Here is a 16,697-nt window from a genome sequence, read left to right as displayed (position 1 = left end):
GTGGGTCCGGCGCCGCCGCCGTCGTCAGCGGCCGGTTGCGATGGTGGCGTCCTCGGGGACCAGGACGACATCCAGTCGGCGGGGCCCGTGCACCCCCTCCACCCGGTTCAGCTCGATGTCGCTGGTCGCCGACGGGCCGGAGATCCAGGTCTGCGGTGCGCGTGGGTCGAGCCGGGCGACGGCCTCGGGCACCAGGCCCACGATCTGGCCGGTTCGGACCACGCAGATGTGCCGGTCGGGGACGAGCGTCAGCATCCGGCGCCCCTGGGTGGAACCGGCGTCCAGCACGATGGTGCCGGTGTCGGCCACCGCCACCGCGCAGCCGGTCAGCACGGCGTCCATGCCGTCGAGCTCGGCCGGCGACAGCGGGGGTGTGTCCCGGCGGACCTGCCCGGCGAAGCCGGTCAGCCAGTGCCCGGGGACGTCGGCGGGCACCGCGAGCCGGTCGACGCCGGCCAGCAGACGCGGAAGGGCATCAAGACCGTGGTGGACGACCGCGCGGTAGTCCACCAGCCGGTCGACGAACAGCTCGATCAGATCGACGGACTCGGCGACCCGGCGATAGCGGCGCGGCACGTCGACCGGCGTGGGCGCGTCGACCAGCGCCGCCCGCAGGCGGGCGAGGATGTCGTCTCGGGCGTTCACTGCTTCTCCCACCATTCCCGGAAGGTCTGCGGCGCGGGTAGCGGTGCGTCGCGCGACCGCGTCCACGCCGACGCCGGCCACGGCAGCCGGCGCAGGGTGCGGGCCCCGGCCCGCCGCTGCCGCCAGGTGCCCAGGGGGCCGGCGGCGCGGCGGGCGACCCGCAACGCGAGGGCCCACCGTCGTGGGCTGCGCATGAGCCACGAGAGGGTACGCATGGCCGTCTGTTCCGCCGCCGCGTGCGGTGCCTGTTGGCGCAGGTGGACGAGGATCTCCGGGATGTCGATCCTGACCGGGCAGACGTCGGCGCAGGCGCCGCAGAGCGTGGACGCGTACGGCAGCGAGGCGTTGTCGGCGACCCCGGTCAACTGCGGAGAGAGGATCGCCCCGATCGGACCCGGATACACCGACCCGTACGCGTGCCCACCGGCCCGCTCGTAGACCGGGCAGACGTTGAGGCAGGCGGAGCAGCGGATGCAGGACAGTGCCGATCGGCCGACCGGATCCGCCAGCACCGCCGACCGTCCGTTGTCGACGAGCACCACGTGCACCTCCTGCGGGCCGTCGCCCGGCGTGACCCCCGTCCACATCGACGTGTAGGGGTTCATCCGCTCCCCGGTCGAGGAGCGCGGGAGCAGTTGCAGGAAGACCTCCAGGTCGGCGAAGCTCGGCACCAGCTTCTCCACCCCGACGACGCTGATCAGGGTCTGCGGCAGGGTGAGGCACATCCGCCCGTTGCCCTCGGACTCCACCACCACCAGCGTGCCCGTGTCGGCGACCGCGAAGTTCGCCCCGGACACCGCGACCTTCGCCTCCAGGAACCGGCGCCGCAGGTGCTGGCGGGCCGCCTCGGCCAGCTCCCGCGGCTCCGCGCCGAGGTCGGCAGGGGCGTCGGCCATCCGGCGGCGGAAGATGTCCCGGATCTGCGCCCGGTTGTAGTGGATCGCGGGCACCAGGATGTGCGAGGGGGTGTCGTCGCCGAGCTGCACGATCAACTCGGCGAGGTCGGTCTCGTGGGCGGTGATGCCGGCCGCCGCCAGGGCCTCGTTGAGCTCGATCTCCTGGGTGGCCATGGACTTGACCTTCACCACCTCGTCGGCGCCGGCCGCGCGGGTCAGCTCGACCACGATCCGGCATGCCTCGACGGCGTCCCGCGCCCAGTGCACCCGGGCGCCGGCGGCCGTGGCCGCCGCCTCGAACCGTTCCAGCAGCTCGGGCAGCCGCCGCTGGACATCGGCCTTGATCGCCGCCCCGGCGTCGCGCAACGCCGCCCAGTCCGGGACCTCGTCGACGACCCGGGCCCGTTTGTCGCGGATCGTGCGGGTGGCCCGGTGCAGGTTGGCGCGCAGCTGGTCGTCGGCGAGGGCGCTCCGGGCGGCGGTCGGGAACGGCAACGGGGTGCGGATGCGGCCACCGCCGGTGGCCGGAACTCCGGCGGGGGTGGCGTGGTGGCTCACGCGTCGTCTCCCGTCATGGCGAGGATCTCGGCGTAGTGCATCGCCCGTACGCCGGAGCGGGCGCGGTCCAGGCCGCCGCCGATGTGGGCCAGGCACGAGTTGTCCGCCGCCGCGAGCACCGCCGCGCCGGTCTCGCGTACCCGGGCGCACTTGTCGGCCAGCATCGCGGTGGACACGGCTTCGTTCTTCACCGCGAAGGTGCCGCCGAAGCCGCAGCACTCGGTGGCGTCATCGAGTTCGACGAGGCGGATCTGCCGGACGTGGCGCAACAGGGTGAGCGGCTTGTCGCCCAGCCGCAGCATCCGCAGGCCGTGACAGGTCGGATGGTAGGTGACCGTCTGTGCGAACGCGGCGCCGACGTCGGTGACGCCGAGGACGTCCACCAGCAGCTCGGACAGTTCGTAGGTGCGGCCGGCGACGGAGGCCGCGGCCGGGTGCAGGCGCGGGTACTGCTCGCGGATCATGGCGGTGCACGAGCCGGACGGCACGACGACGGCGTCGTAGCCGTCGAAGGTGTCGGCGAAGCCGCGGACCAAGGGCACCGCGTCGTTCCGGTACCCGGTGTTGGCGTGCAGCTGACCGCAGCAGGTCTGCGCGGCCGGGAACTCGACGGTGTGACCGAGCCGCCGCAGGATGCGGGTGACGGCGATGCCGGTCTGCGGATAGGCGAGGTCGTTGACGCAGGTGATGAAGAGGGCGATGCGCACGGCGGGTCCTCGGGAAGTTCGGGGGTGGTCAGGGTGCGCTGCCCGCACCCGAGGCCGGCAGCCGGTCGAACGCGGGCAGGTGGCGCTCGCGGGCCGCGGTCAGGTGGGCCCGCATCGCCTCGGTGGCGCCGTCGGGGTCGCCAGCGGCGATGGCGGCGGCGATGCGCTGGTGCTCGGCGGCCGTCTTCGACGCGGTCGCGGCGGGGAAGTAGAGGCGGTGCAGGTGCAGGTGCGCGTGCAGGCGGGTGATCGCGTCGCGCAGCAGGGGACTGCCGGCAGCGTCCGCGACGAGGTCGTGGAACCGTGCGTCGAGGGCGGTGAAGGCGGCGTGGCGGCGGTAGTCCTCGCCGGCCTCCACGCCGACCGTCGCACCGGCCTCCGTGGAGATCCGCTCGCGGTCCGTGGCGCGCGCGTGCACCGCCGCCCGGCCGGCCGACGCGCCCTCGAGCAGGATGCGCATGTCGAACAGATCGTCGAACTCGGCCCTGCTCAACAGCGGGGTAGTGGTGTATCCGGACAGCGGCCGCTTGCGGACCAGCCCGTCGGACTCGAGACGGGCCAGGGCCTCCCGGACGGGGGTGGGGGAGACGTCGAGCTGCCGAGCGAGGACGTCGATGGTCACCCGTTCGCCCGGAGGCATCGTGTGGTCCATGATCAGCCCTTTGACGGCCTCGTAGACGTCCTCGGACAGGGTGAGCCGCCGGGCGGGGCGGATCCGGTCTCCGGCCTGGTGCGCCATCGCTTCTTCCGGCCCCCTTGACTTGGCTCGCGTTGAACGAGTAGACACTCTAACCGCGCAATATCCTATAGGAAATAGCCCGGGGAGGTCGGCGCGTGCAAGCCACCGAGAGAGTTCCTCTGGGGCGTACCGGCGTGACGGTGACCCGGTTGGGACTCGGGCTGGCACCGATCGGCGGGCTGTTCACCGCCGTCGGCGACGATATCGGCCGGGCCACCGTGGAGGCGGCCTGGGACCTCGGGCTGCGGTACTTCGACACCGCCCCGCTGTACGGGTGCGGGCTGTCGGAGCGCCGGGCCGGGACGGTGCTCGCCGGCCGGCCGCGCGACGAGTTCACCCTCTCCACCAAGGTCGGTCGCCTGCTCGTGCCCGACGGCCGCGACCGGCAGGAGTTCTGGGCGGAGTCGACCGACCTCGCCCCGGTCTTCGACTTCTCCGCGGCCGGGGTCCGCCGCTCCCACGCCGAGAGCCTGGAACGGCTGACGCTCGACCGGATCGACATCGCGCACATCCACGACCCGGACGACCACCTCACCGAGGCGATGACCGGCGCCTACCCGGCCCTCGCCGAGCTGCGCGACGCCGGCGAGATCGGTGCGGTCAGCGCCGGCATGAATCAGGCTCCTGGCCTGGTCACGCTGGTCCGGGAGGGCGACTTCGACTGCGTCATGCTCGCCGGCCGGTACACGCTTCTCGACCAGTCCGGCCTGGCGGAGCTGCTGCCGCTGTGCGCACGGCGGGGCGTCGCCGTCCTCGCCGCGGGCGTCTACAACTCCGGTCTCCTGGCCGACCCGCGCCCGGGCGCCCACTACGACTACGCCCCGGCCGACCGCACGCTCCTGGACCGGGCCGCCGCCATCCGCGCGGTGTGCGACCGGCACGGGGTACCGCTGCGGGCCGCGGCCATCCAGTTCCCGCTCGGACACCCGGCCGTCGCCAGCGTGGTGATCGGCGCCCGCGACCCGGGGCAGATCGCCGACAACGTGGCGATGTTCCAGTGGGACGTCCCCGGTGCGCTGTGGGCGGACCTGAAGGCCGAGGGGCTGCTGGCGGAGGAGGTGCCGACGCCGTGATCGTCGATGCCCACCACCACGTGTGGACCGCCGACTACCCCTGGCTCGCGGCACCCGGGCTGGAGCCGCTGCGCCGCGACTACACCCTCGGTGACCTCGCGCCCAGCCTGGCCGAGGCGGGTGTGACGGCGACGGTCCTGGTCGAGGCGGGCCGCTGCGACAGCGCCGAGACCGCCGAGTTCCTGGCCCTCGCCGCCGGCACGCCGTGGATCGCCGGCGTCGTCGGTTGGGCGTCGCTGACCGACCCCGCTCTCACCGCCACCCTGGCCGGCTACCGCGCCCTACCCGGCGGCGCCAAGCTGGTCGGCGTCCGCGACCAGGTGCAGGCCGTCACCGACCCGGACCATCTGGCCCGCTCCGACGTCCGGGCCGCCCTCACCGCCGTCGGCGCCGCCGGACTGACCGTCGACCTCATCGTCCACGTCGGACAGCTGCCCGGCTGCGCCGAGGCGGCCAGGGCCACCCCGGGCACCACCTTCGTCCTGGACCACCTCGGCAAGCCACCCGTCGCCGCGGGCGCCCACGCCCGCTGGCGGGCGGCCATCGCCCCGCTGGCCGCCTGCCCCAACGTCGTCGCCAAGCTGTCCGGCCTGCTCACCGAGGGCGGGCCCGGGTCCGGCCCGGACACCATCCGGCCCTACGTCGACACCGCGCTGGAGCTCTTCGGCCCCGAGCGGCTGATGCTCGGCTCCGACTGGCCGGTGTGCGAGCTGGTCACCACGTACGCGGGTGCCCTGGCGGCGCTCGACGCCTGCCTGGCGGAGCTGTCGCCGCACGAGCGGTCGGCGGTCAGGGCCGGCACCGCGATTCGCACCTACGCACTGGAGGTTGGTTCGTGAGAATCATGCGCGTCGGACCGGTGGGCCGGGAACGGCCGGTACGGTACGACGACGGTCACTACCTCGACCTGTCGCCGCTGACGGCCGACATCGACGCGACCTTTCTCGCCGGCGACGGACTGCGGCGGGCCCGCGAGGCCACCGACCTTCCGGAGATCGACGTCACCGGCCAGCGGATCGGCCCCCCGGTCGCCCGCCCCGGCGCGATCCTCTGCGTCGGGCAGAACTACGCGGCCCACGCCGCGGAATCCGGCTCGGTGCCACCGGAGCTGCCGATCGTGTTCTACAAGGCCCCCAACACGGTGGTCGGCCCGTACGACGACGTGCTGATTCCACGTGGGTCGACGAAGACCGACTGGGAGGTCGAACTGGCCGTGGTGATCGGCCGTCGGGCCCGCTATCTGTCCTCGCCCGACGAGGCGCTGGCCCACGTCGCCGGGTACGTGCTCTCCAACGACGTCTCCGAACGCGACTTCCAGCTCACCGTCTCCGGCGGGCAGTGGTCCAAGGGCAAGTCGTGCGAGACGTTCCAGCCGCTCGGGCCGTGGCTGGTCACCACCGACGAGGTGCCCGACCCGCAGGCGTTGCGCCTGCGCTCCTGGGTCAACGGCGAGCCCCGCCAGGACTCCACCACCAAAGACATGATCTTCGACGTCGCGTACCTGGTGTGGCACCTGTCCCAGTACACCGTGCTCGACCCGGGCGACGTGATCAATACCGGAACACCGCAGGGGGTGGCGCTGTCCGGCCGGTTCCCGTATCTGTCAGCCGGGGACGTGATGGAGGTCGAGATCGACGGTCTGGGCCGGCAGCGCAGCACTGTGCGGAGCGCCTGATGGCCCGGATCACCCGCGTCGACACGTACGACGTCCGGTTCCCCACCTCGCGGGAGCTCGACGGATCCGACGCCATGAACCCCGATCCCGACTACTCGGCGGCATACCTGGTGCTGCGCACCGACGACGGCCCGGACGGCCACGGCTTCACCTTCACCATCGGCCGCGGCAACGACATCTGCCGGGCGGCGATCGACGCTCTCGTCCCGTTCGTGGTGGGCCTGGACCCGGACGCCGTCGACCTGGGCGTGTTCGCCCGTTCCCTCACCCACGACTCGCAGCTGCGCTGGCTTGGCCCCGAGAAGGGAGTGGTGCACCTCGCCGCCGGCGCGGTCATCAACGCCATGTGGGACCTGGTCGCCAAGCGGGCCGGCAAGCCCGTCTGGCGGTACCTGGCCGAGCTCAGCCCCGAGCAGATCGTCGACCTGGTCGACTGGCGGTACCTCACCGACGCGCTGACCCCGGCGGAAGCCCTGCGGATCCTGCGTGCCGCCGAACCGGGCCGAGCCGGACGCGCGGCGATCCTGACCGAGCGCGGCTACCCCGCGTACACCACCTCGCCGGGCTGGCTCGGCTACGACGACGACAAGGTGGTACGGCTGGCCGGGCAGGCCGTCGCCGACGGGTTCACCCAGATCAAGCTCAAGGTGGGCGCCGACCGGGCCGACGACCTCCGGCGGCTCCGGGCGGCCCGGGCGGCGGTCGGGCCGGACATCCGCATCGCCGTGGACGCCAACCAGCGATGGGACGTGCCCGACGCGATCGCGTGGATGCGCGACTTGGCGCCCTACGACCCCTGGTGGATCGAGGAGCCCACGAGCCCCGACGACGTGCTCGGGCACGCCGCGATCCGGGCCGCGCTGGCCACCGCCGCGCCGTCGGGCGGGGCCATCCGGGTGGCCACCGGCGAGCACGTGCAGAACCGGGTGGTGTTCAAGCAACTGCTCCAGGCCGGGGCGGTGGACGTGGTGCAGATCGACGCCGCCCGGGTGGGTGGGGTGAACGAGAACGTGGCGATCCTGCTGCTCGCCGCGAAGTACGGCGTACCGGTCTGCCCGCACGCCGGGGGAGTCGGCCTGTGCGAACTGGTGCAGCACCTTTCGATGTTCGACTTCGTGGCCGTCTCCGGCAGCACCGACGACCGGGTCATCGAGCACGTCGGTCACCTGCACGAGCACTTCCGCACCCCGGTGGTGGTGCGCGACGGCCACTACCACGCGCCGACCGCACCCGGCTTCTCCGCCGAGATGCACCCCGACAGCCTCGCCCGGTACGCCTACCCGGACGGACCCGCGTGGGCCTGACCGACCTCGACCTCGCCACTGGCCGGGCGGCGGCGGGTCCGGCCGTCCACCGCGGAGACCCTGCCGGACCACTACTTCGAGCGGCTGGACCGTGACCGCTTCACCGCGGCGGTGCGGCGGCTCCGACGACTGCTGGGATGAGAAGGAGACGTTCATGACCTGTGACGGACTGGTCGCCGTGGTGACCGGGGGTGGTTCGGGGATCGGCCGCGCCTGCGCCGATGCGCTGCTCGCCGCGGGGGCCCGGGTGGTCGTGCTGGACCTGGACCCGTCAGGTGCGCCGTCCGGACCGGCGGTCCGCGCCGTGCGGGCCGACGTGGCGGACCGTGCCTCCCTGGCGGCCGGCATCGCCGCCGCCGTAAACGCCTTCGGCCGCCTGGACATCCTCGTCAACAACGCCGGCATCTCAGCGGTCGGCGCCGTCGAGGACAACGACGACGCCCAGTGGGCCCGCGTGCTGGACGTCAACGTCGCCGGCGTGGCCCGCACCAGCGCGGTCGCGCTGCCCCACCTTCGCCGGTCACCGGCGGCGGCCATCGTCAACGTGTCCTCCATCGCGGCGACCGCCGGCCTACCCCGCCGGGCGCTGTACTCCGCGTCCAAGGGCGCCGTGCACGCCCTCACCCTGGCCATGGCCGCAGATCTGATCGGCGACGGCGTACGGGTGAACTGCGTGGCGCCCGGCACGGTGGACACCCCCTGGGTCACCCGGCTGCTCGCCGGCGCGGATGACCCGGCCGCGGAGCGGCGGCTGCTCGCCGCGCGCCAGCCGACCGGCCGCCTGGTCAGCGCCGCGGAGGTCGCCGCGGCGGTGGTGTACCTCGCCTCACCCGCCGCGGGGGCGGTCACCGGGACGTCGCTCGCCGTCGACGGCGGCATGGCCGGTCTGCGGCTCCCGGCACGGCCCAGCTGAGCGGCCGGCGCCGGCGATCGGGGGTTCAGGCCGCCAGCAGGTCGCGCAGCCAGCGCAGGTGGATCGGTGGCTGGAACGTCGCCCCGCCCTCGTGCCCGTTGTACGGCCAGATCTGCAACTCCTTCGGGCCGGCGTAGTGGTTGTACGCGGCGAACACCGTGGACGGTGGGCACACGTCGTCCATCAGCGCGACCGAGTAGAGCGCCGGTGCGCTGGCCCGCGCCGCGAAGTGCACGCCGTCGAAGTAGCTCAGCGTGTGGAAGACCTGCTCGACCCGGTCGCGGTGCGTCGCGCAGAAGTCGGCCAGCTCCTGGTACGGGTGCGCGTCGGTGATCTCGGTGGCCCGCCGGAAGTGGGTCAGGAACGGCAGGTCGATGAGCGCGCCTCGTACCTGGGCGTGCAGGCCGGCCACCGCCTGCGCGATCCCACCGCCCTGGCTGGCACCGGCGACGATGATCCGGCTGCCGTCCACCTCCGGATGGCTGGCCGCCGCGTCCACCGCCCGTACCGCGTCGGTGAACAACCGGCGGTAGTAGTACTGCTCGGGGTCCAGCACGCCGCGGGTCAGTACCCCGCCGTGCTGCGGCGAGTCGCTGCCCGGCAGATCCACGGTGTCGCCGTCGCCCTGGCCGCGGGAGTCCATGACGAACACCGCGTACCCGGCCGCCGGCCACAGCAGCCACTCGTGGGGCCGGCCCCGGCCGCCGCCGTAGCCGATGAACTGCACGACGCACGGCAGTGGCCCGGCCACCTCCGCCGGGGTGAGGAACCAGCCGGCTACCCGCTGCCCGCCGGAGCCGCTGAACCGTACGTCGTGGACGTGCACCCGGGGTAGCAGGGCGTCGTACGGGGTGAACTCCGTCGCCAGGTCGTGCTCGGCGGCGGCGGAAAGCGTGGCGTGCCAGAACGCCTCGAAGTCCTCCGGCTCGGCGCGGTGCGGGAGGTAGGCGCGCAGCTCGGCGAGGGGCAGATCGAACAGGGCCACGGCGACGCCTTTCCTGCTGCTCGCTGCCGGGTACGTGCGCCCGGCAACCCGCACCGCCTCGGTCAGCGCCGGCGCGACTCCCCAGTGGACCGCACGGTGTCGTCCCTGGCGAGCGTGCGTGACGGGCTGGCTGAGCGTAGGACCCCCGCTGAACCGAAATCAATACTTGACGAAGTTAATTAATGAACCTAGGTTTCGGCTATGTTTCCCGAGACCGGCTTGGGCTCGCTCGCCGTCGCCCCGGCGGCAACGGCGGTGTTCACCGCCGTACTGACCGAAGGTCCATTGAGCCGGGTCAGTCTCGCGCGCCGGCTCGGGCTGTCCTCCGCCGCCGTCACCAAGGCCGCGCGCCCGCTCATCGACACGGGTTACCTGCATGAGTTGGCCGCGACCGAACGCACCGGTCCGGGCGCCGGACGCCCGGCCAGCCCGCTGGCCGTACGCGCGGACCGCGAATTCTTCGTCGGGGTGAAGATCACCGCCGACGAGCTGATCGGCGTCGTCTGCGACCTCCGTGCGGCGGTACGGGCCACGGCCCGCCGGCCGCTGGCCGCCCCCGACGTCGAGGCTGTCCTCACCGACCTCGGCCAGCTCGTCGACGGGCTGCTCGACGGCCCCGGCGACTACCGGGTCCGCACCCGCCGGCTGGGGCTCGCCATCTCCGGCGACGTGGACCGCACCACCGGGCTGGTCCGGTACTCACCGTTCCTGCAGTGGCGCAACGTCCCGCTCGGCCAACGCGTGGCCCGGATCACCGGACTCGCCGCCACGGTGGAGAACGACGTGAAGGCGCTGACCGCCGCTGAGCACTGGTTCGGCGAGGGAGTGGGCGCCGAGTCCTTCGCCCTCGTCACCGTGGGCACCGGCATCGGCTGCGGCCTGGTCGTCCACGGCCGACTGGTCTCCGGCTCGCACGGCGTGGCCGGCGAGATCGGCCACCTCGCCGTCGACGCCAACGGCCCGAGCTGCCACTGCGGTGGTCGCGGCTGCGTGGAGGCCATCGCCGGCACCCAGGCCATCGTCCGGCAGGCCCGGGAACGCACCGGTCGGCCCGAACTCACCATCGACGCCGCGGTGGCCCTGGCCCGCGCCGGTGACGAGCAGGTCGGTGCCGTCTTCGCCCGTGCCGGCAACGCGATCGGCTCCGGCATCGCGGCCGTGGCGAACCTCGTCGGCCCTGCCCGGATCGTCGTGTCTGGCGAGGGGCTGGCCGCCTACGACCTCTTCGAGGCGCACATCCGTACCGGCTTCGAACGCCAGGCGTTCGGCGCCGCCGCCCAGTGCCCGCTCTCCATCCGCCCGCTGCCCTTCGAGGAGTGGGCGCGCGGAGCGGCTGCCGTGAGCATCCAGTCGCTCGTCGTTCCCTGAACCATCGGCGTCAATCCGGCCCCCGGCCGGCCATATCGCAACAGGCACCACCCTCGGCCCCCACAACCAGGAGGTGTGACTGTGAAGTCACCGTTACGCACCACCGCGCAGCGAGTCGAACCGCCCACCCGGCGCGAGAGCCGGGTCCGCACCGGCGTGGCCCTCGCCGCCACCCTCGCGGTGGCCATCGGCGCGGGCGCGATCCCGGCGCAGGCTGCCGCACCCGGCGCGAAGACGCAGGCTGCCGCACCCGGTCCGAAGCCGAGCCCAGCGCCGAACAGCGCGGGGGCCGGCGCCACCACGAAGGACCCGTCGCCCGCCGACCGGGCGGCCGCGCAGAAGGCGGCCGCCGAGGCGGCGGCGCAGGGCGTCGCGGACCGCCCCTACCTGGGGTGGAGCAGTTGGAGCCTGCAGGCCACCAAGTACCCGGGGGTCAACCCGAACGGCCCCGCGAGCTGGCTGAACGAGGCCAACGTCCTCCAGCAGGCCGACGTGCTCGCCACGAAGCTCAAGCCCTACGGCTACGAGTACGTCAACATCGACGCCGGCTGGTCCACCAACTACCAATGGGAGCCCAACTTCGACGGGTACGCGCGCGAGATCGCCTCACCCGAGCGGTTCCCGCACGGCATGAAGTACGTCGCCGACGCCATCCACGCCAAGGGCCTCAAGGCCGGCATCTACCTGACCGTCGGGCTGAACAAGCCCCTGTACGGCGGCGGCACGGTGCCGATCTGGAACGCCCCCGGCTGCACCACCGCCGACATCGTCTACCCGGACCTGCGTACGACGAACGGCTGGGACGGGGCGTACAAGATCGATTTCTCGAAGCCCTGCGCCCAGAAGTACGTCGACTCGCAGGCACAGCTGATCGCCGACTGGGGCTATGACTTCCTCAAGTTCGACGGCGTCGGGCCGGGCTCGTTCCGCAGCGGCGACAACTACAACAACGTCGCGGACGTCGCCGCCTGGCACGCGGCCATCGCCAGGACCGGACGCCCGATCGAGTTCCTCCTGTCCTGGTCGCTCGACCGCAACTACGCCGCCGACTGGAAGCGGTACTCCAACGGCTGGCGGATCGACACCGACGTGGAGTGCTACTGCGACACCCTGGTGACCTGGAACAACTCCGTCAAGGTCCGGTGGGACAACGTACCCGGCTGGACGCCCTGGGCTGGCCCCGGCGGCTGGAACAACCTCGACTCCCTCAACGTCGGCAACGGCGAGATGGACGGCATCACCGAGGACGAGCGGCAGAGCTACATGACGCTGTGGGCGATCTCGGCGGCCCCGCTCTACATCGGTGACGACCTCACCAAGCTCGACGCGTACGGCCTCTCCCTGCTCACCAACCGCGAGGTGATCGCGATCGACCAGCAGGGCATCCCGGCCCGGCCGGTCACACCGACCGGCCCCGCGCAGGTCTGGGGAATGAAGAACGCCGACAACTCGTACACCGTCGCGCTGTTCAACATGGGCAGTCTCCCGGCTCAGGTCACCGCCAACTGGAGCAGCTTCGGCTTCGGTGGCACCGCCACTGTGCGTGATCTGTGGCGGCACGAGGAACTGGGCGTGCACAACGGCGCCATCTCGGCGACCCTACCGTCGCACGGCTCCCGGCTGTTCAAGGTCACCCCGACGGGTGTTGCCCCCAAGGTGGCCAGCTACGAGGCGGAGGCCAGCACGAACACCCTCGTTCGGGGCGCCTCGGTCGGCGGCTGTGCCAACTGCTCCGGCGGCGCGAAGGTCGGCAACCTCTACAACGGCGGCGCCCTGCGCATCAACGGCGTCACCGTGCCGAAGACGGGCACCTACCAGGTGAACATCCGCTACACCACGAACGACCCGCGCTCGGCGACCGTCTCGGCCAACGGCCAGAACGCCGTCACCCTGGCCTTCCCGCCCAGCGGTGGTTGGGACATCCCGGCCACCCTGACCGTAGCGATGCAGTTGCGTGCCGGTGCCAACACGATCGAGATCGACAGCACGACGCCGGTCTACTCACCCGACATCGACAAGATCGAGGTGCCGCTGACCGTTCGGTAGGCGCGGCTCGTCGTGGGGGCCGAAGCGGCAGTGCCGCCCCGGCCCCCACGCCATGTGTCGTGGTCCTGGCCGCCGCCGGCAGCCCATCCGGGGCATAACCGGGCGCCACGCTCTGTGACCGTGCCCATACGGGTAATGCTTGCCCGATCGGGCCACCGACGATTAACTTTGCTTCGTCAAGCAAGTAAACCAAGGGTAGACGTGGGCCTGGCTCCGGCAGTCTTGCGATCTCCGTGCGGCCGGACCCACGGCTTCCTCACCGTTCCGCCCATCCAGATGCCTATCGCGCCCCGTGTCGTTCAGGAGTCGGACATGATTTTTGGGCCAGCTCACCGCAGCTACCGCGACGAGCAGCACTGTCGATCGGCCCGGCGGCGGATCCGGGAGACGCTCGCGGTCCGCCGGGCCGCCGCAGCGGCCGGGCAGCGGAGCGTCGAACTACCCGACGAGGCGAAGCCGGCCGCATGACAAGGCGCGGCGTCAGGCTGCCGGCGCCGGATCGGTCGACCGGGCCGGCGGGCCGAACAGCGGCAGCAGCCGGTCCGCGTCGAGGTAGGTGGTGATGCCCCGCACCCGGTCGCCGGCCAGGTCCAGGATCACCAGCCCGAAGGCCCGGTGGACACCGTCGGGCCCCGGCCGGGTCTGCCAGTACGCCGGCGCGCCGTTCGCCGCGGTGGGCACCAGCCGCGAGCCCGCGCACGAGGCCGCCGGATCGGACAGCGCCTGCGCGATCCGGTCCCGGCCGTGCAGCCACCAGCGCAACGGCGGCATCGACATGGTCGCGTCGGCGTGCAGCAGCGCCACCAGAGCCGATACGTCGTGACGTTCGAACGCGGTGCAGTACCGGGTCAGCAGCTCGCGCTGGGCCGCGTCGGCGGGCCGGACCGGCTCCCCGGGGTCGGGGGCGACCGTGCGCAGGGTCGACCGGGCCCGCTGGAGCGCGCTGTTCACCGACGCGACGCTGGCCTCCAGCAGGTGCGCGACCTCGTCGGCCCGCCAGCAGAGCACGTCGCGCAGGATCAGCACGGCCCGCTGCCGCGGCGGCAGGTGTTGCAGCGCGGCCACGAACGCCAGCCGGATGCTCTCCCGCCGCAGCGCCTGCTCCGCCGGGTCGCCGTACCCGGGCAGCACCCGGTCGTCCGGGACCGGCTGGACCCACACGTGCTCCGGCGCCGGCGCCCCGAGCGCCGCACCGGCCTCGGCGGCGGGGCCGAGGTCCATCGCCCGCGCCCGGCGTTGCGCGCCGCGCAGCATGTCCAGGCAGACGTTCGTCGCGATCCGATAGGCCCAGGTCCGCAGCGACCCGCGGGCCGGGTCGTAGCGGTCGGCGGCCCGCCAGATGCGGGTCAACGTCTCCTGCACGGCGTCCTCGGCCTCGAAGCCGGAGCCGAGCATCCGGTAGCAGAAGCCGGTCAGCTCGGTGCGCAGCAGCTCGACCGCGACGTCGTCGGCGACCGTTCTCTCCCGCACCCGGCGACCATACGCCCACCGACCGATGAGTTTCGCGGGTCCGGCCCGTATCAGTGGCGAGGGCCCCGGCGGAGGGTGCCCCGCACTGGACGGGAGGAATCCGGATGACCGACGACGAAGTCCGCGCCGCGGTGGTGGCGGAACGGGCGGAACAGGTCGACCTGCTGGCGGCGCTGCCCGCCGACCGGTGGGACGCGCCGACGCTGTGCGAGGGGTGGCGGGTGCGGGAGGTCGTCGCGCACACCACGATGCCGTTCCGGACCTCGCTCGGGCGGGCCCTGATGGAGTTGGCGAGGGCGCGCGGGAACGTCAACCGGATGGCCGACCGCACCGCCCGCCGCGACGCCGCCGCGTTGTCGCCCGCGCAGTTGCTCGCGGCGCTGCGCGACAACGTCGCGCACCGGTGGACGCCGCCGGGCGGGGGCGTGCGCGGGGCGCTCTCCCACGACGTCATCCACGGCCTGGACATCACCGTCGGCCTCGGGCTGGACCGCCGCGTCCCACCGGAGCGGGTCGCCATGGTGCTGACCGGGATGTCGCCCCGCAACGTGGCGTTCTTCGGCACCGACCTGACCGGCGTCCAGCTCCGGGCGACCGACCTCGACTGGTGCCACGGCGAGGGCACACCCGTGCGCGGGCTCGCCCAGGATCTGTTGCTGGTCGTCTGCGGGCGCCGGCTCCCGGCCGGCCGGCTCGACGGCCCGACGGCGACCCGGTTCAGTCGGCGGGACCCGTAGCGGGCAGCGGCGCCTCGCCCCGCCCCGGCGCGTGCGGGGCGGGGCGTATCCCGTCGCCACCACGTCCGGCCATGGTCGACAATGGTGCGATGGACGATCGGGCGCTGGTGCGGCTGAGCAAGCGGATGTCACTGGTACTGCGCCACCAGCCCGGGAAGTTCGGCCTGGCGCCGGACCGGGCCGGCTGGGTCACCGTGGACGACCTGCTCGCCGCTCTGCGGATCGACCGCGCCGACCTCGACGCCGTCGTGGCCGGTAACGACAAGCAGCGCTTCGCCGTCGAGCGGGGCGCCGACGGGGTGGACCGGATCCGGGCCAGCCAGGGGCATTCCATCCCGGTCGACCTCCAGTTGGCGCCCACCGCGCCGCCGGAGCGCCTCTACCACGGCACCGGCGCGGCCGCGCTCGACTCGATCCGGGCCGGTGGCCTGCACCGGGGCGGGCGGCACCACGTACACCTCTCGCCGGACGTGGCGACGGCCCGGCGGGTCGGTGCCCGCCGCAGCGGGGCGGTGGTGGTGCTCACCGTCGACGCGGCGGCGATGGCCCGCGACGGGCACGTCTTCTACCGCAGCGCGAACGGGGTGTGGCTGACCGACGCGGTGCCCCCGGCCTACCTGGTCGCCTGACGCGCGTTCCGGGCCCGATCGGCCGCGACGCCCGCCGCGCCGGAATACCCTCGGAGGACGACCCGGAGGGAGCGGCATGAGCGGTCAGACCAGCCCGGGCACGATGCCCGCCGCCTTCTTCGGCCACGGCAACCCGATGAACGCTTTGGTGGTCAACCGGTACACCTCGGCCTGGCGGGCGTTCGGGCGAGCGGTGCCGCGCCCCCGGGCGATCCTGGTGGTCTCGGCGCACTGGTACATCGGCGCGACCGCCGTCACCGCGATGCCCCGCCCCCGCACGATCCACGACTTCTACGGCTTCCCCCCGCAGCTCTTCGACGTCGAGTACCCGGCCCCGGGCCTGCCCGAGCTGGCCGAGGAGATCAGCGACCTGGTGCATCCCACCTGGGTGGGCGCCGACGTGGACTCGTGGGGCATCGACCACGGCACCTGGTCGGTGCTGACCCACGCCTTTCCGGCGGCGGACATCCCGGTGGTGCAGCTGAGCATCAACGCGTTCAAGGGGCTGGACTACCACCTCGGGCTGGGCGCCCAGCTCGCGCCGCTGCGCGAGCGCGGGGTGCTCATCGTGGCCAGCGGCAACGTGGTGCACAACCTCGGCGGGGTGGATCCGCAGCGCGTCGACCAGGGCTTCGACTGGGCGCGGCGCTTCGACGACGCGGCCCGCGAGGTGATGCGGACCGAGCCCACCGAGGCGGCCCGGCTGGACGCCCACCGCGACTTCGGGTCGGCGGTGCCGACGCCGGACCACTTCATTCCGCTGCTCTATCTCGCCGGCATCGCCGGTGCGACCAGAACCCGGCCCGAGGTGCTGGTGGACGGGTACGCGTACGGGTCGCTGTCGATGACCGCGTACACGCTGGGGTTGGCCTGCCGGGGTGGCGACCAGCCGGCGGGCGCGCCGTCGCTGCCGGCCGACGTGCCGGCCGACTCGGCGAACATCTGACCCCGG

17 protein-coding genes are annotated in these 16,697 nt (G+C 73.0%); 11 read left to right on the top strand and 6 right to left on the bottom strand.

Annotated elements, in window-relative coordinates; translation table 11 throughout:
• Positions 1 to 24: 24 nt before the first annotated feature.
• Genes FHX75_RS05840 through FHX75_RS05825 form a run of 4 tightly spaced genes read right to left on the bottom strand, consistent with a single transcriptional unit; the run spans position 25 to position 3,545 of the window.
• Complete coding sequence (locus FHX75_RS05840; protein ID WP_246157700.1) at positions 25 to 645, bottom strand: LutC/YkgG family protein; 621 nt, start codon at positions 643 to 645, stop codon at positions 25 to 27.
• Complete coding sequence (locus FHX75_RS05835) at positions 642 to 2,099, bottom strand: LutB/LldF family L-lactate oxidation iron-sulfur protein (protein ID WP_154937012.1); 1,458 nt, start codon at positions 2,097 to 2,099, stop codon at positions 642 to 644. Before FHX75_RS05835 ends, FHX75_RS05840 begins: the two co-directional genes overlap by 4 nt.
• Positions 2,096 to 2,806 (bottom strand): (Fe-S)-binding protein, encoded by a 711-nt coding sequence (locus tag FHX75_RS05830; RefSeq protein WP_154937011.1) that lies wholly within the window; start codon positions 2,804 to 2,806, stop codon positions 2,096 to 2,098. Before FHX75_RS05830 ends, FHX75_RS05835 begins: the two co-directional genes overlap by 4 nt.
• A gap of 28 nt (positions 2,807 to 2,834) precedes the next feature.
• Positions 2,835 to 3,545 carry a GntR family transcriptional regulator gene (locus FHX75_RS05825; protein ID WP_154937010.1) on the bottom strand — a complete coding sequence of 237 codons (711 nt, stop codon included), beginning with the start codon at positions 3,543 to 3,545 and terminating at the stop codon, positions 2,835 to 2,837.
• 140 nt (positions 3,546 to 3,685) lie between these two features.
• On the opposite strand from FHX75_RS05825, the gene FHX75_RS05820 reads away from it, so the two are divergent.
• From FHX75_RS05820 to FHX75_RS05800, 5 genes are all read left to right on the top strand, one after another.
• Positions 3,686 to 4,618: an aldo/keto reductase gene (locus tag FHX75_RS05820; RefSeq protein ID WP_246157690.1), complete on the top strand. Its 933-nt coding sequence runs from the start codon at positions 3,686 to 3,688 to the stop codon at positions 4,616 to 4,618.
• Positions 4,615 to 5,457 (top strand): amidohydrolase family protein, encoded by an 843-nt coding sequence (locus FHX75_RS05815; RefSeq protein ID WP_154937008.1) that lies wholly within the window; start codon positions 4,615 to 4,617, stop codon positions 5,455 to 5,457. Before FHX75_RS05820 ends, FHX75_RS05815 begins: the two co-directional genes overlap by 4 nt.
• A complete protein-coding gene (locus FHX75_RS05810) occupies positions 5,454 to 6,293 on the top strand; it encodes a fumarylacetoacetate hydrolase family protein (protein WP_154937007.1) in 840 nt (279 codons plus the stop codon). Before FHX75_RS05815 ends, FHX75_RS05810 begins: the two co-directional genes overlap by 4 nt.
• Positions 6,293 to 7,597 (top strand): enolase C-terminal domain-like protein, encoded by a 1,305-nt coding sequence (locus FHX75_RS05805; protein ID WP_154937006.1) that lies wholly within the window; start codon positions 6,293 to 6,295, stop codon positions 7,595 to 7,597. Before FHX75_RS05810 ends, FHX75_RS05805 begins: the two co-directional genes overlap by 1 nt.
• Positions 7,598 to 7,751: 154 nt before the next feature.
• Positions 7,752 to 8,510 (top strand): SDR family NAD(P)-dependent oxidoreductase, encoded by a 759-nt coding sequence (locus tag FHX75_RS05800; protein WP_154937005.1) that lies wholly within the window; start codon positions 7,752 to 7,754, stop codon positions 8,508 to 8,510.
• A gap of 25 nt (positions 8,511 to 8,535) precedes the next feature.
• Here the strand turns inward: FHX75_RS05800 and FHX75_RS05795 are convergent, their stop codons facing one another.
• Positions 8,536 to 9,495, bottom strand: a complete 960-nt coding sequence (locus FHX75_RS05795) for an acetylxylan esterase (protein WP_154937004.1) — start codon at positions 9,493 to 9,495, stop codon at positions 8,536 to 8,538.
• Between the two features lie 201 nt (positions 9,496 to 9,696).
• Between FHX75_RS05795 and FHX75_RS05790 the strand changes: the two genes are divergently transcribed.
• The 3 genes from FHX75_RS05790 to FHX75_RS30580 all read left to right on the top strand — a co-directional run bounded on the left by FHX75_RS05790 (position 9,697) and on the right by FHX75_RS30580 (position 13,377).
• Positions 9,697 to 10,863 (top strand): ROK family transcriptional regulator, encoded by a 1,167-nt coding sequence (locus FHX75_RS05790; protein WP_154937003.1) that lies wholly within the window; start codon positions 9,697 to 9,699, stop codon positions 10,861 to 10,863.
• Positions 10,864 to 10,944: 81 nt separating this feature from the next.
• Positions 10,945 to 12,909: an alpha-galactosidase D gene (locus tag FHX75_RS05785; RefSeq protein WP_211364339.1), complete on the top strand. Its 1,965-nt coding sequence runs from the start codon at positions 10,945 to 10,947 to the stop codon at positions 12,907 to 12,909.
• A gap of 312 nt (positions 12,910 to 13,221) precedes the next feature.
• Positions 13,222 to 13,377 carry a hypothetical protein gene (locus FHX75_RS30580; protein WP_170285290.1) on the top strand — a complete coding sequence of 52 codons (156 nt, stop codon included), beginning with the start codon at positions 13,222 to 13,224 and terminating at the stop codon, positions 13,375 to 13,377.
• A 12-nt stretch (positions 13,378 to 13,389) separates the two neighbouring features.
• Here the strand turns inward: FHX75_RS30580 and FHX75_RS05780 are convergent, their stop codons facing one another.
• Positions 13,390 to 14,379 (bottom strand): RNA polymerase subunit sigma-70, encoded by a 990-nt coding sequence (locus FHX75_RS05780; protein ID WP_154937002.1) that lies wholly within the window; start codon positions 14,377 to 14,379, stop codon positions 13,390 to 13,392.
• Positions 14,380 to 14,483: 104 nt separating this feature from the next.
• Here FHX75_RS05780 and FHX75_RS05775 point away from each other — a divergent pair, with 104 nt between their 5' ends.
• The 3 genes from FHX75_RS05775 to ygiD all read left to right on the top strand — a co-directional run bounded on the left by FHX75_RS05775 (position 14,484) and on the right by ygiD (position 16,691).
• A complete protein-coding gene (locus FHX75_RS05775; RefSeq protein WP_154937001.1) occupies positions 14,484 to 15,116 on the top strand; it encodes a maleylpyruvate isomerase family mycothiol-dependent enzyme in 633 nt (210 codons plus the stop codon).
• Positions 15,117 to 15,205: 89 nt separating this feature from the next.
• Positions 15,206 to 15,745 (top strand): RNA 2'-phosphotransferase, encoded by a 540-nt coding sequence (locus FHX75_RS05770; RefSeq protein ID WP_154937000.1) that lies wholly within the window; start codon positions 15,206 to 15,208, stop codon positions 15,743 to 15,745.
• 76 nt (positions 15,746 to 15,821) lie between these two features.
• Positions 15,822 to 16,691, top strand: a complete 870-nt coding sequence (gene ygiD, locus FHX75_RS05765) for a 4,5-DOPA-extradiol-dioxygenase (protein WP_246157688.1) — start codon at positions 15,822 to 15,824, stop codon at positions 16,689 to 16,691.
• Positions 16,692 to 16,697: the final 6 nt, after the last annotated feature.

It is taken from the genome of Micromonospora palomenae (assembly GCF_007829925.1).
Taxonomy (GTDB): domain Bacteria; phylum Actinomycetota; class Actinomycetes; order Mycobacteriales; family Micromonosporaceae; genus Micromonospora; species Micromonospora purpureochromogenes.
Note: the sequence above shows the minus strand (reverse complement) of the source record. Positions and strands in the feature narration are given on the sequence as shown.

Coding starts and splice junctions, on each gene's coding strand:
- FHX75_RS05825 (WP_154937010.1), bottom strand. CDS start 3,545: ATGGCGCACCAGGCCGGAGACCGGATCCGCCCCGCCCGGCGGCTCACC.
- FHX75_RS05805 (WP_154937006.1), top strand. CDS start 6,293: ATGGCCCGGATCACCCGCGTCGACACGTACGACGTCCGGTTCCCCACC.
- FHX75_RS05800 (WP_154937005.1), top strand. CDS start 7,752: ATGACCTGTGACGGACTGGTCGCCGTGGTGACCGGGGGTGGTTCGGGG.
- FHX75_RS05790 (WP_154937003.1), top strand. CDS start 9,697: ATGTTTCCCGAGACCGGCTTGGGCTCGCTCGCCGTCGCCCCGGCGGCA.
- FHX75_RS30580 (WP_170285290.1), top strand. CDS start 13,222: ATGATTTTTGGGCCAGCTCACCGCAGCTACCGCGACGAGCAGCACTGT.
- FHX75_RS05775 (WP_154937001.1), top strand. CDS start 14,484: ATGACCGACGACGAAGTCCGCGCCGCGGTGGTGGCGGAACGGGCGGAA.
- FHX75_RS05770 (WP_154937000.1), top strand. CDS start 15,206: ATGGACGATCGGGCGCTGGTGCGGCTGAGCAAGCGGATGTCACTGGTA.
- ygiD (WP_246157688.1), top strand. CDS start 15,822: ATGAGCGGTCAGACCAGCCCGGGCACGATGCCCGCCGCCTTCTTCGGC.